This is a genomic window from Dechloromonas sp. TW-R-39-2, from assembly GCF_016864195.1.
GTDB lineage: Bacteria > Pseudomonadota > Gammaproteobacteria > Burkholderiales > Rhodocyclaceae > Azonexus.
The window spans coordinates 1,876,382-1,889,663 of the sequence record NZ_CP045202.1 but is presented as its reverse complement, the minus strand read 5'-3'; the positions used below and the strand labels follow the sequence as shown (position 1 = coordinate 1,889,663).

Below are 13,282 nucleotides of genomic sequence, written 5' to 3'. Positions count from 1 at the left end.
GTTGCCCGATGAATTTGCCTGAACTCTGCATCCGCCGGCCGGTGATGACCACGCTGATGATGGTCGCCCTGCTCATTTTCGGCCTGATCGGCTACCGTTCGCTGCCGGTTTCGGAATTGCCGGCAGTCGATTTCCCGACCATTTCGGTCAGCGCCAGCCTACCCGGCGCCTCACCGGAAACCATGGCCGCCGCGGTAGCAACGCCGCTTGAAGGCCAGTTCTCGACGATTGCCGGCCTCGACTCGATGACCTCGACCAGCGCCCAAGGCTCGGCGACGATCACGCTGCAGTTTTCGCTCGACCGCAACATCGACGCCGCAGCCCAGGATGTGCAATCGGCCATTTCCGCCGCGCTGCGCAAGCTGCCGCCGAACATGCCGACGCCACCGTCCTTCCGCAAGGTCAATCCGGCCGATTCGCCGATTTTCTACATCGCGATGTCGTCGCCGACCCTGCCGCTGTCGCTGGTGCACGAATACGCCGAAACCCAGCTGGCGCAACGCCTGTCAACCGTTCCCGGCGTTGCCCAGGTGCAGATCTACGGCTCGCAGAAATTTGCCGTACGGATTCAGGCCAACCCCGACCAGCTCGCTGCGCGCGGCGTCGGGATCGATGAACTGCAGCAGGCGATTGCCCAGAACAACGTCAACCAGCCAGTCGGCCAGCTCGACGGCCAGCGTCAAACCTTCGCCCTGAAAGACAACGGCCAGCTCTCTTCCGCCGCCGCCTATCGCCCGCTGATCGTCACCTGGCGCAATGGCGCCCCGGTTCGCCTTGAAGACGTGGCCAGCGCGGTCGACGCCGTGGAAAACGCCAAAATCGCCAGCTGGCACATCGACAAGCGCGCCATCGTGCTCGCCATCCAGCGCCAGCCGGGCGCCAACACGATTGAAACGGTCGATGCCATCAAGCGCATCCTGCCCTCCTTCCAGGCCAAGCTGCCGGCTGCCGTTGACATGAAAGTCCTGTTCGACCGCAGCCATTCGATCCGTGATTCGATCGAAGACGTGCAATTCACGCTCGTCCTCTCCGGCTTCCTGGTCATCATGGTCATCCTGCTCTTCCTGCGTAATCTCTCGGCCACCGTGATCCCCAGCCTGGCACTGCCGATTTCGGTGGTCGGCACCTTCGCCGCCATGTCGGCGCTCGGCTACAGCCTGGACAATCTTTCGCTGCTCGCCCTGACCCTGTCGGTCGGCTTCGTCGTCGATGACGCCATCGTCATGCTGGAAAACATCGTGCGTCACGTCGAAGCCGGCGAAACGCCGTTCGAAGCGGCAATCAAGGGCGCCAGGGAAATCGGTTTCACGATCATCTCGATGACCATCTCGCTGATTGCCGTTTTCATTCCGGTGCTTTTCATGCAGGGCATCGTCGGTCGCCTGCTACACGAATTCGCCGTGACCATCTGCGTCGCCATTCTGGTTTCCGGATTTGTCTCGCTGACCCTGACGCCGATGTTGTGCAGCCGTTACGTCAAGCATGCCGAGCCCGATTCGCACGGCAAGGTGTTCCAGATGTTCGAGCGCTTCTTCGACGCCCTGCTCAGCACCTACGAAAAGACATTAAGCCTGGCGATGCGCCATCCACGCACCATTCTGGCCAGCTTTTTCGCCACACTGGCGCTGACCGCCTACCTGTTCACACTGGTTCCCAAGGATTTCCTGCCGAGCGGCGACTCGGGCCAGATCATCGCCTTCACTGAAGGCGCACAGGACGCCTCGTTCAAGTCGATGGTCGAGCATCAGCGCGCGGTTGCCGAGATCGTCGCCCAGGAGCCGGACATCGCTTCCTTCATGTCGGCCGTCGGGGCTGGCGGCATCCGCCCGACCGCCAACACCGGCACCGTATTCATGATTCTCAAGCCGCGCCATGAACGGAACTCGACGCCGGACCAGATCATCCAGCGCCTGCGCCCCAAACTGGCCGCCGTGCCGGGTATCAAGGTGTATATGCAGAATCCGCCGGTGATCCGTATTGGCGGGCAGATTACCGCGGCGCAGTATCAGTACACCTTGCAGGACACCGATCTTGACGAGTTGTACCAGTGGACCGCGACACTGACCCAGAAAATCCGCCAGATGCCGGGCTTCGTCGATGTCACCAACAATCTGAACAACATGAGCCCGGTCGTCGGGCTGGATATCGACCGCGACAAACTGGCCTCGCTCGGCCTGACTTTCGGCCAGGTCGAGGATGCCTTGCAGAGTGCCTTCAGCGCCCGCCAGGTATCGACGATCTACGGCAGCACCGCGCAATACCAGGTGATTCTCGAAGTTGCACCGGAGTTCCAGGCCGATCCCGAAGCCTTGTCCCGACTCTATGTACGCGGTAGCGGCGGCAAGCTGATCCCGCTCGATACGGTTGCCCGCTTCAACAAGAAAACCCAGGCGCTGACGGTCAATCACCAGGGCCAACTGCCCTCGGTAACGATCTCGTTCAACCTGATGCCCGGCGTTTCGCTCGGCGACGCGGTCGACAAGATCAAGGCGATGGAACAGGAAATCCGCGTCCCGGTCTCGCTCAGCACCAGCCTGCAAGGCACGGCGCAAGCTTTCCAGTCATCGCTGCAAGGCCTCGGCATGCTGCTGCTCGTCGCCGTGCTGGTCGTCTATCTGGTGCTCGGCATCCTCTACGAGAGCTTCATCCACCCGCTGACCATTCTCTCCGGCCTGCCCTCGGCCGGCCTGGGGGCGCTGATCACGCTGCTCATCTTCAAGGTCGACCTCAGCCTTTACGCCTTCGTCGGCGTCATCATGCTGATCGGCATCGTCAAGAAAAACGCCATCATGATGATCGACTTCGCGCTCGAAAAGCAGCGCAAGGAAGGCGTCGCCCCGGCCGATGCCATCTTCCAGGCCAGCATTGTCCGTTTCCGGCCGATCATGATGACCACCATGGCGGCACTGGTCGGCACCTTGCCGATTGCCCTCGGCATCGGCGCCGGGGCCGAAGTCCGCCAACCGCTTGGTCTGGCTGTGGTCGGCGGACTGATGTTGTCGCAACTGCTGACGCTCTATCTGACGCCGGTGGTTTACCTCTATCTCGACCGGTTTACCGCGAAAGACAGCCTGGCCGAGCAAGCGGCCTAGTTTTTCCTTTCGCGCGCCCCGAACAACAAGGGGGCCACGTTGTCGGCGAGCAGCAAGCCAACAGCCAGGACAGCGCCGGTCAGCAGCATTTCGGTAATCAAGCCAATGCCGCTGGCGCTGTCATGGCCCATCAGGGCGTTGATGCCGCGGAAGCCCATGCTGCCGGGAACCAGCGTAATCAGGCCGGGAATCTGGACAAGAATCCCCGGTTGCCCCGAAAAATAGTGATACAAATGGCCGGCCAGCGCGACACTCAGCGCGCTGACAAAGGCACCGACCACGTTGCCCAGCAGGCTGCTGACCAGGCTATAGACAGCCCAGGCCAGCAAGCAGGCGGCAACCGAGACATGCACGGCGCGAAACGGCGCCTGGAGCACCCCGAGCAGCGACACGCCAAGCGCGGCAATGGCCGGCCAGATCACCCAGGCCGGCAGTGGCAGCGGACTGCCCGCCGGCACCAGCGGCAGCAACTGCTGGCCAATTTGCGTACCGATGGCCAAACCCGCCCCCATCATGAAGAGCAGGACGAAGGCGCCGACCAAGCGGCCGGTGCCGGCCAGCAAATTCTGTGTTGCCAGTTCGGAAAGCGCGATGGTCAGCGTAAACCCGGGCAGCAACAGAACGACGCCAGCAACCGCCGTTATGAATGTTGCCTGACCGGGAAAAACCAGACTCAAAGCCTGGGCGCAGAAAGCGGCAAGCAGACAGAGAATCACCGGCGCGGCCGGCCCGAGGCGTGGCGTCCGTGCCAGCGACTGGTAGGCGGCAACGAAAATCATGCCGACCAGGCCACCGCAGACCACCTCGACCCAGCCGCCGCGCAACAGCACAGCGACCGAAGCCGAGAGCAAAAAGCCGAAAACGACAAACGGCCAGCCGCGCCACAAGGGAGGAGCGGCCATGATGGCATTGAGCCGGGTCGCATAATCATCCAGCGCATTAAGGCTGGAAAGATCGTCAATCAAGGCTTCAAGCGCGATCAGCCGGGCCATGTTGTAGTCGTAGCCGGGCAAGCGGATCATCTCGGTATGCCGCTCGCCGGCAGGATTGACAATATTGAGGGTGAGCATCGTCAACACGGCGAAACTCTCGATCCGCACGCCAAGACGCTGCCCGATGGCATTCAGTTTGCGTTCCAGATCGTGCGCCGGCATGCCGCTGAGATGCATCGCCTCGGCCAAAGGCCGGAGAAAGCGGACCAGTTGATCGAGATTGTCAGTCATGCCGATCCACCGGCTTCTGTTCCCCGGCGGCCACTGGAAAGCCCAGCCAATTCTCGGCCGGCGGCAAGGGGCATGTGGCAAATGCCGTAAAGGCACACGGCGGGTTGTAGGCATAGTTGAAATCGAGGCAGATTTTCCCGTCGACCGCAGGCTTCGTTTTCAGGAAGCGACCGGCGCCGTAGCTCGACTTGCCGCTCGTCCGGTCGCGAAAAACGAAGAAAACCTCCTGCTCGCCAACCGACATCGGCAATAGTTCGACCGGCTGACCAGCAACGAGAAATACGGCCTTGTGCGTCACGGTGACCGGCAGGAGGTCACCGCTGACATTCGGCACGGCCATGTCGAGCGGCGGAGAAAGCTCAAGCCAGTCAGCCGTGATGCGCCACGCCGGGTCTTCGTCGAAATAAGCCAGACCACCAAATGGCCGGCTTGCCGCCCAGGTGCGGTCGCGCAGACGAACAGCCAGTTGGCCGTCGCGGTCGACGACAAAAAAAGACAGATTTTGATGATCGATCACGCTCGGCGGCCCCGCCAAATCGGTCCGCAAAGACTGCGCCGCGCCAACCACCGGCTGCCAAAGTAATGTATCGCCTTGCCAGATGACATCGCCGAGCTTCTCCGGGCCATCAGGTAGCTGGATCGCCGCGCCCTCGTGACAACCGACTTGATTGGCGCCCGGACTCAACCAGAACAAGCCAATCATCCCCAGCCAGCTGTCCGGCGCACTCAATTCAGCATGGCGCTGCGCTTGCCAGGCTTTCAGATCATTCAACATTCGGTTCTTTCCACATTCTTTTACAATCTCTTTGTTGCCCGTTCGGACAATCACGCGTTATTTGCTTACCAGTCGGTTGACCACTGCCTTTGAAAAGGAAATGACCATGAAAAAAACGCTCTTCGCAATACTCGTGGCGGCTTCGCCGCTTTTAGCCAACGCCGTGGATGTTAACGTCAATCTCGGCAATGTTCGCGTCCAGGCCCCCGGCGTCACCGTGACTTTTGGCAGCCGTAATGACCGGGGCCATTACTGGGATGGTTACGAATGGCGCGACCAGGATTACTGGAAACGCCATAACGGTCCGCGCGGGGAAAAGTACTATACCGGGCGCGGCGACAATGGCGTACCGCATCAGGGCGGCGGCCACTGCCCGCCGGGACAGGCTAAAAAAGGCAATTGCTGATCATCCCGGAACCATGAAAAATGGCGAGGCTGCGTGCCTCGCCATTTTTATGCCCGAACCCGGAATCAGTTCTTGCTAAAGCGCATGATACCGCCGGTTGCCGGATCGCAACTGACACGGATCGTGTCCTTGGCGGCAAACTTGCCTTCCAGAATGGCGCGGGCCAGCGGATTTTCGATCTGCTGCTGGATAGCCCGCTTGAGCGGCCTGGCCCCGAACACTGGATCAAACCCGGCCTGAGCCAGCTCGGCCAGAGCACTATCCTCAACAACAATCCCCATTTCAAGCTGAGCCAGCCGCTTTTCGAGATAAGCGAGCTGGATTCTGGCAATCCCGGCAATGTGTTTTTCGGCCAGACTGTGGAAGACCACGACTTCGTCGATCCGGTTGACGAATTCCGGCCGGAAATAAGTTTTCACCTCGGCCATCACCGCCATCTTGATCACGCCGTAATCGTCACCCGACATCTGTTGGATCATCTGGCTACCCAGATTCGACGTCATGACAATGACCGTATTCTTGAAGTCGACCGTGCGACCTTGTCCATCCGTCATCCGGCCATCGTCAAGCACCTGCAGCAGCACGTTGAAGACGTCCGGGTGCGCCTTCTCGACTTCATCGAGCAGGATCACGCTGTACGGCTTGCGGCGCACTGCTTCGGTCAGGTAACCGCCCTCTTCGTAGCCGACGTATCCTGGCGGCGCACCGATCAGGCGGGCCACTGAATGCTTTTCCATGAACTCGCTCATGTCGATGCGGATCAGGTGATCCTCGGCATCGAACATGAACTCGGCCAGCGCCTTGCACAGCTCGGTCTTGCCGACGCCCGTCGGGCCAAGAAAGAGGAAGGAACCGTAAGGCCGGTTCGGGTCGGACAAACCGGCCCGCGACCGGCGAATAGCATCGGCAACCAGACGCACAGCCTCATCCTGGCCGACCACCCGGTTATGCAAACGATCTTCCATCTTGAGCAACTTTTCGCGCTCACCCTGCATCATCTTGCTGACCGGGATGCCGGTTGCACGACTGACCACTTCGGCAATTTCCTCAGCGCCGACCTGGGTACGCAACAATTTATTCTTGCGCCCTTCACCTTCACCGGATTTCTCGGCAGCCTTCAACTGGGCTTCAAGTTGCGGCAGCTTGCCGTATTGCAATTCGGCAACCTCACCCAGACGCCCCTCGCGCTGCAGTCGGGAAATATCAGCCTTCAAGTGATCGATCTCTTCCTTGATATGCGCCGAACCGAGCACAGCCGATTTTTCGGCCTTCCAGATTTCCTCCAGGTCGGAATATTCCTTCTGCAGCTTGACCAATTCGTCCTCGATCAGGCCAAGGCGTTTCTTCGAAGCATCATCCTTCTCGCGCTTGACGGCTTCACGCTCGATCTTGAGCTGGATCATCCGGCGTTCAAGGCGGTCCATCACCTCCGGCTTGGAGTCGATTTCCATCTTGATCCGGGCCGCTGCTTCATCGATCAGGTCGATCGCCTTGTCCGGCAGAAAACGATCGGTGATGTAGCGATGGCTGAGTTCAGCCGCCGCGACAATGGCCGGGTCGGTGATATCGACACCGTGGTGCAATTCGTACTTTTCCTGCAGGCCGCGCAGGATGGCGATGGTCGATTCAACACTTGGCTCATCGACCAGCACTTTCTGGAAACGACGCTCAAGCGCCGCATCTTTCTCGATGTACTTGCGATATTCGTTCAGCGTCGTCGCACCGATGCAATGCAGCTCGCCACGGGCCAGGGCCGGTTTGAGCATGTTGCCGGCATCGATCGCGCCCTCGGCCTTGCCGGCGCCAACCATGGTATGAATTTCATCAATGAACAGGATGATCCGCCCGGCTTCCTGCGAAACCTCCTTGAGCACGGCCTTCAGACGCTCCTCGAATTCGCCACGATACTTGGCACCAGCCAGCAGGCCAGCCATGTCGAGGACCAGCACCTTCTTGCCTTTCAGGGTTTCCGGCACTTCATCATTGATGATGCGTTGGGCCAGGCCTTCGACAATCGCTGTCTTGCCGACCCCCGGTTCGCCGATCAATACCGGATTGTTTTTGGTCCGGCGCTGCAAAATCTGGATCGCACGACGGATTTCATCATCACGGCCAATCACCGGATCAAGTTTGCCCTGGGCAGCACGTTCAGTCAGATCGATGCAATATTTCTTGAGTGACTCGCGCTGTCCTTCGGCATCCTGCGAGTCGACGCCCTGCCCGCCGCGCACCGCCATGATTGCGGCTTCGATGGCTTTGCGGCTCAAGCCGTGCTGCTTGGCCAGTCGACCGGTTTCATTCTTGTCATCAGCCAGCACGAGCAGGAACATTTCGCTGGCAATGAATTCATCGCCACGCTTCTGCGCTTCCCGGTCGGTCAGGTTGAGCAGATTGGTCAGGTCGCGCCCCAGCGAAACATCGCCGCCATGACCGGATACCTGCGGCAAATTCTTCAGGGAACGCTCTAGGTCGTTACGCAAGCCAGGTACATTGACCCCGGCACGCGACAACAGCGAACTGGTCGCACCATCCTCCTGGCTCAGGAGCGCAAGCAAAAGATGCTGGGGTTCTATAAACTGCTGATCACCGCCCAGCGCCAGACTCTGGGCATCACCTAAAGCCTGCTGGAATTTGGTCGTAAACTTGTCGAGTCGCATTTTTCGTCCTCCGGACATGAATCGTCTGATAAATCCCATATGGGGCTGGACGATTTGTTTTCAACCGGCTGGAATTGATTCATGTCGGTGAAACTTTAAATAATCTATACTAGATTGGGCTATTACTTTCGGCATACAAAAATAACAAGGGGGATGCACCATGTCCACAAATGGAATGACGCTGCGCAGCAAGCTGCTGGCCATGACGATCGCAACGATTGCGGCACTTGTTTTCTTGTTCGCTGTCCTGCTTTCAAACGAACGGCATCAGTTGCTCGAAGACCGCCAGGACAAGGTCAGAAATCTGGTCGAGGTTGCCCATGCGACCATTGCCTTTTACGAAGGCGAAGCCCGTGCCGGACGCCTCTCGACGGAGGACGCGCAAAAAGCCGCGATGGCCGCCATCCGCGCCATGCGCTATGACAAGGTTGAATACTTCTGGATTCACAACCTCAACAACCTGATGGTGATGCACCCGATCAAGCCGGATCTTGAAGGCAAGCCACTCGACCAGCTGAAAGACAAGAACGGCAAATTTTTCTTTGTCGAGTTCAACAAAGTCGTCAATGCACAGGGGGCAGGGTTTGTCGACTACCTCTGGCCCAAGCCCGGCTCAGACGAAGGCGTGCCGAAACTGTCCTACGTTCAAGGGTTCACCCCATGGAACTGGGTCATCGGCTCAGGCATCTACATTGATGACGTTGATGCCAAGTTCCGTGCCGACGCAATCAAGCTCATGATCTGGGGGTTGGGCATCGGTGGTTTTGTGGCCATTTCGCTGCTTCTGCTGTCACGCAACATCATCCGGACGCTGGGCGGCGATCCTTCGCTTGCCTCGGCCGTCACCAAGCGCATTGCCGCCGGCGACCTGACCACCACGGTCGATTGCGCCGCAGGCGACAACGACAGTCTGCTGGCCAACATCCGAACCATGCAGCACACCCTGCGCGACATGATCTCGACCATCATCGGCAATGCCGAACAGGTTGCCACCTCGGCTGATGAATTGATGCACGCTTCGGAAGAAGTGGCTGATCGTGCGCGCCAGCAAAGCGATGCGGCCTCCTCGATGGCAGCCGCAGTTGAAGAGATGGCGGTGAGCATCGATCAGGTCAAGGAAAATGCCGATGAAGCACACGGGATTTCAATCGACGCTGGCAATATTTCCCAGGAAGGCGCGGCCGTCATTCATAACGCGGCCAATGAAATGCGCAAGATTTCGGATGCCGTCCAGTCGTCCTCCGCAATCGTCGAAGATCTCGGCCGTCAATCCGACCAGATCACCTCGATCGTCAATACGATCAAGGAAATCGCCGACCAGACCAACCTCCTCGCCCTGAATGCCGCCATCGAAGCTGCGCGGGCGGGTGAACAAGGTCGTGGCTTTGCCGTGGTGGCCGACGAGGTGCGCAAGCTGGCCGAACGGACCAGCTTGTCCACTACCGAAATCGGCGGCATGGTCGGCAAAATCCAGAACGGCACGCGCAGCGCGGTCAACAGCATGCAAGCCGGGGTGACTCAGGTCAGCAACGGCGTCGAACTGGCCAATCAGGCAGGCGATTCGATCAATCGCATCCGCGATGGCGCCCAGCGTGTCACACAGGTGGTCAACGGCATTTCCGACTCGATTCGCGAGCAGAGCCAGGCCGGCAACCAGATTGCCCATCAGCTCGAAACCATCGCCCAGATGTCGGAAGAAAGTGCGATTGCCGTTGAGCACACGACTGCAGCGGCTCGCCAGCTGCATGCGCTTTCCGCTTCGTTGCACAAGGCGGTCGCGCAGTTCAAGACCTGATCATCAAGCAACCGAAACAAAAAAAGGAGGCCTCGGCCTCCTTTTTCATGGGCGATTCATTAACCCTGTTTCGTTACCCAGCGTGCCGCGGCAGAATCATCCTTGTCGCGGGCATCGACCCAGCGGGCGCCTTCCGGCGTTGCTTCGCGCTTCCAGAACGGCGCCCGTGTTTTCAGGTAATCCATGATGAACTCACAGGCGGCAAAAGCTTCGCCACGATGCGCGCTGGTCACGGCAACCAGCACGATCTGGTCGCAAGGCTTGAGCGGCCCGACGCGATGGATAACCAGCGCATCGTAGATATCCCAGCGGCCCTTGGCTTCAACGACGATGGCTTCGAGCGCCTTCTCGGTCATGCCGGGATAATGCTCCAGCGTCATTTCGGAGACGCTGGCACCGTCGTTGATATCGCGCACCAGACCGAGAAAACTGGCCAAGGCACCCACCCGGGCATCACCGGCCCTTAGCGCGGTCAACTCCGCGCCAAGGTCAAAATCGGCTTCCTGTACCCGGACGGTCATGATCAGATCACCTCGCGCGCTTCGAGGAAGCGCAGGTTGGGATACTTTTCCTTGACCATGTTGAGATACACATTATTCGGTGCCAGATAGACCGGATCATCGGCGCCGTCGAGCGCGACATTGGCACTGTAGCGGTCGGAAAGCTGGCGCAGTTCGGCGGCATCGCCATGAATCCAGCGTGCCGTCGAACAGTTGTAGCTTTCGAAGATGACCTTGACGCCGTATTCGTTCTCCAGACGGCTGGCCACCACGTCGAACTGCAGGATGCCAACTGCACCGAGGATCATGTCAGTCCCGGAAAGCGGGCGGAACAACTGCGTCGCGCCCTCTTCCGCCAGCTGCTGCAAGCCCTTCTGGAGCTGCTTGATCTTCAGCGGATTGGCGATCCGGGCCAGACGGAAGTGTTCCGGCGCGAAGGACGGAATACCGGTGAAGCGCAGGTCTTCGCCTTCGGTGAAGGTTTCGCCGAGGCGGATGGTGCCGTGGTTCGGAATACCGATGATGTCGCCCGGATAGGCTTCGTCGGTCGTGCTGCGGTCGCGCGCCATGAAGGTAATGGCGTTATTGACCGCCAGCAGCTTGCCGCCAGCGCCCTGCTTGACCTTCATGCCGCGCTCGAACTTGCCTGAGCAGACGCGCAGGAAAGCAATGCGGTCGCGATGCTTCGGGTCCATATTGGCCTGGATCTTGAACACGAAACCGGAAAACTTGGTTTCATTCGGCTCAACCCGACGGCTCACCGCCGGACGGGAAATCGGGGCCGGCGACAGGTCGACCACGGCATCGAGCAAACTTTGCACGCCGAAGTTGTTGACCGCGGAACCGAAGAACACCGGCGATTGCTGGCCAGCCAGATAGGCATCAACATCAAAGGTGTGCGAGGCGCCGCGGACCAGTTCGATGTCGGTACGCAATTCGTCGGCCTGCACGCCGATCAGTTCGTCGAGACGCGGATTGTCGAGGCCCTTGATGATCTCGGCCGTGCCCTTCTCGGCCTGCGGGTCGAAGAAGGCGATTTCGTCGTTGTAGAGGTGATAGACACCGCGGAAACGCTTGCCCATGCCGATCGGCCAGGTCATCGGTGCGCACTGGATGCCGAGCACCGACTCGATTTCGTCGAGCAGGTCGATCGGCTCCTTGCCTTCGCGGTCGAGCTTGTTGATGAAGGTCAGGATCGGTGTGTCACGCATGCGGCAGACGTTGAGCAGCTTGATCGTCTGCGCTTCGACGCCATTGACCGAGTCGATCACCATGGTCGCCGAGTCGACGGCCGTCAGCGTGCGGTAGGTATCTTCGGAGAAGTCCTCGTGGCCCGGTGTGTCGAGCAGGTTGATCATGCATTCGCGGTACGGGAACTGCATCACCGACGACGTAACCGAGATGCCGCGCTGCTTTTCCATCTCCATCCAGTCGGAGGTCGCATGGCGCGAAGCCTTGCGGGCGCGCACTTCGCCGGCCACCTGAATGGCGCCGCCGAACCACAGCAGTTTTTCGGTCAGCGTCGTTTTACCGGCGTCGGGGTGGGAAATGATCGCAAAGGTGCGACGGCGGGCAATTTCGGTATCGAGAACAGTCACGGCAAGCTTCAAAAAGCGGAAAGACCGCGATTATACCTTTTGCCGCAATGCAACACGCCGAACTCAAGCGAGCGGCAACACTTCGCGATACAAGGCGCGGCTGGCATAAGCCATCCAGGGCAAGGTCAGCGGCAGTAGCGGCAGGAGGAAAACACTCCCGATCACTGCGGTCGACAACAAAACAGCCCACGAAATGGCGGGAATGAAATTGCTGAAAACCCCTTTCACGCTGCTGACCACGGCTTCGACCAGACCCGCCCGCTGTTCGCAAAGCAGGGGTACGGCAAAGACCGAGACACAAAACAGCAGGAAGGCCACGACGGCCCCCGAAACGGCCGACCAGCGAACAAATCGTGCCACACCATCGGCTGCCGGCTGCAGGTCGCCAAGCCAGACCGGCACGTCACCCAGCATGTAAGCGTAGAGAATTGCCGCGTCGGTGACGAAGATCATGAACAACAGGCCGCAAACCAGCGCCAGCGCCCACAAGGCACCTGACGCCCGTGAAAAACCGTGGAATATGCTGGTGATGCCTGTTTTTTCGCCCGACTCATGCGCCTGGGCAATCCCAAAGAATCCGGCCAGAATCGCCGGCCCAATCAGCATGAAGGCACCGGCCGCCGCAATGATGAACGGCGTCCAGCCCTGGCGCAGCAGCCCGCCGATGATCACCCCGCCGGCAAGTACAAAAATCAGGGAGTAGCCGATACTGACGCCACGCGTCGCATTGGCCATGCGCCAGCCTTCAGCCAGGGCGCGTTGCAGGGAGGCAAACGAAAATGGGCGAAGCAGCATGGGAACTCACAAAAAGGATGGGCGAATAACGCCCAGCCTAGCCGAAGCCACTGCCGCCGACTGCAATTCAGATCAAGGAATCGTGCAGTCGCTCGCACTCATCCATGATCGACAGGCCGATTTCCGAATGGTAGTTGTGATCGAGCGACTCCATCATTTCATGCGCCGTAAACAGCCCGGCCTCGCGTGACAGGCTGGCTTCGACCTGACGTGCCAACTGGTCGGAGAGTTCGGAAAGCCGCTTACGTTCATCCATCGGCAAGGAGCGCTTCGAACGCGACAGCCAGTCGGCGCAGAGCGTAGCGCCCTGCCCGACGGTCAGCCACTGCCCGTGTTCATAAAATGCCGATAGACGCTCGGCAACCAGGGCGTAAATCAGGGCGACACGAGTCCCTTTGTCGTTCGACGGCAGGTGTTCGGTTTTCTTCAGAATCATCCGGC

At 59.6% G+C, this 13,282-nt stretch carries 10 protein-coding genes; 3 read left to right on the top strand and 7 right to left on the bottom strand.

Translation table 11 applies throughout. The features are described 5' to 3' along the window. Positions 1-8 precede the first annotated feature (8 nt). Positions 9-3,092 carry an efflux RND transporter permease subunit gene (locus GBK02_RS08915; RefSeq protein ID WP_203466331.1) on the top strand — a complete coding sequence of 1,028 codons (3,084 nt, stop codon included), beginning with the start codon at positions 9-11 and terminating at the stop codon, positions 3,090-3,092. Here GBK02_RS08915 and GBK02_RS08910 read toward each other — a convergent pair. Beyond that, positions 3,089-4,315, bottom strand: coding sequence for a threonine/serine exporter family protein (locus tag GBK02_RS08910; RefSeq protein ID WP_203466330.1), 1,227 nt, complete (start codon positions 4,313-4,315; stop codon positions 3,089-3,091). The genes GBK02_RS08915 and GBK02_RS08910 overlap by 4 nt on opposite strands. Then, positions 4,308-5,090 (bottom strand): DUF1684 domain-containing protein, encoded by a 783-nt coding sequence (locus tag GBK02_RS08905; RefSeq protein WP_203466329.1) that lies wholly within the window; start codon positions 5,088-5,090, stop codon positions 4,308-4,310. The genes GBK02_RS08910 and GBK02_RS08905 overlap by 8 nt, the downstream gene beginning before the upstream one ends. A gap of 106 nt (positions 5,091-5,196) precedes the next feature. On the opposite strand from GBK02_RS08905, the gene GBK02_RS08900 reads away from it, so the two are divergent. After that, the gene (locus GBK02_RS08900) at positions 5,197-5,496 is read left to right on the top strand and encodes a DUF2502 domain-containing protein (protein WP_203466328.1); all 300 of its coding nucleotides are present in this window, start codon (positions 5,197-5,199) and stop codon (positions 5,494-5,496) included. Between the two features lie 65 nt (positions 5,497-5,561). On the opposite strand, the gene clpB is transcribed toward GBK02_RS08900, so the two are convergent. Then, positions 5,562-8,153 carry an ATP-dependent chaperone ClpB gene (gene clpB, locus GBK02_RS08895; RefSeq protein WP_203466327.1) on the bottom strand — a complete coding sequence of 864 codons (2,592 nt, stop codon included), beginning with the start codon at positions 8,151-8,153 and terminating at the stop codon, positions 5,562-5,564. A 160-nt stretch (positions 8,154-8,313) separates the two neighbouring features. Between clpB and GBK02_RS08890 the strand changes: the two genes are divergently transcribed. Then, positions 8,314-9,948, top strand: a complete 1,635-nt coding sequence (locus GBK02_RS08890; protein ID WP_203466326.1) for a methyl-accepting chemotaxis protein — start codon at positions 8,314-8,316, stop codon at positions 9,946-9,948. Positions 9,949-10,007: 59 nt separating this feature from the next. On the opposite strand, the gene moaE is transcribed toward GBK02_RS08890, so the two are convergent. The 4 genes from moaE to GBK02_RS08870 form a co-directional block, all read right to left on the bottom strand. Next, positions 10,008-10,469, bottom strand: a complete 462-nt coding sequence (moaE, locus tag GBK02_RS08885; RefSeq protein ID WP_203466325.1) for a molybdopterin synthase catalytic subunit MoaE — start codon at positions 10,467-10,469, stop codon at positions 10,008-10,010. A 2-nt stretch (positions 10,470-10,471) separates the two neighbouring features. Further along, positions 10,472-12,046 carry a peptide chain release factor 3 gene (locus tag GBK02_RS08880; protein ID WP_203466324.1) on the bottom strand — a complete coding sequence of 525 codons (1,575 nt, stop codon included), beginning with the start codon at positions 12,044-12,046 and terminating at the stop codon, positions 10,472-10,474. Between the two features lie 63 nt (positions 12,047-12,109). Further along, positions 12,110-12,841 (bottom strand): DUF2189 domain-containing protein, encoded by a 732-nt coding sequence (locus GBK02_RS08875; protein ID WP_203466323.1) that lies wholly within the window; start codon positions 12,839-12,841, stop codon positions 12,110-12,112. A gap of 67 nt (positions 12,842-12,908) precedes the next feature. Continuing rightward, positions 12,909-13,277, bottom strand: a complete 369-nt coding sequence (locus tag GBK02_RS08870; RefSeq protein ID WP_203466322.1) for a hypothetical protein — start codon at positions 13,275-13,277, stop codon at positions 12,909-12,911. Positions 13,278-13,282: the final 5 nt, after the last annotated feature.

Coding starts and splice junctions, on each gene's coding strand:
- GBK02_RS08905 (WP_203466329.1), bottom strand. CDS start 5,090: ATGTTGAATGATCTGAAAGCCTGGCAAGCGCAGCGCCATGCTGAATTG.
- GBK02_RS08910 (WP_203466330.1), bottom strand. CDS start 4,315: ATGACTGACAATCTCGATCAACTGGTCCGCTTTCTCCGGCCTTTGGCC.
- clpB (WP_203466327.1), bottom strand. CDS start 8,153: ATGCGACTCGACAAGTTTACGACCAAATTCCAGCAGGCTTTAGGTGAT.
- GBK02_RS08890 (WP_203466326.1), top strand. CDS start 8,314: ATGTCCACAAATGGAATGACGCTGCGCAGCAAGCTGCTGGCCATGACG.
- GBK02_RS08875 (WP_203466323.1), bottom strand. CDS start 12,841: ATGCTGCTTCGCCCATTTTCGTTTGCCTCCCTGCAACGCGCCCTGGCT.
- GBK02_RS08915 (WP_203466331.1), top strand. CDS start 9: ATGAATTTGCCTGAACTCTGCATCCGCCGGCCGGTGATGACCACGCTG.
- moaE (WP_203466325.1), bottom strand. CDS start 10,469: ATGACCGTCCGGGTACAGGAAGCCGATTTTGACCTTGGCGCGGAGTTG.
- GBK02_RS08900 (WP_203466328.1), top strand. CDS start 5,197: ATGAAAAAAACGCTCTTCGCAATACTCGTGGCGGCTTCGCCGCTTTTA.
- GBK02_RS08870 (WP_203466322.1), bottom strand. CDS start 13,277: ATGATTCTGAAGAAAACCGAACACCTGCCGTCGAACGACAAAGGGACT.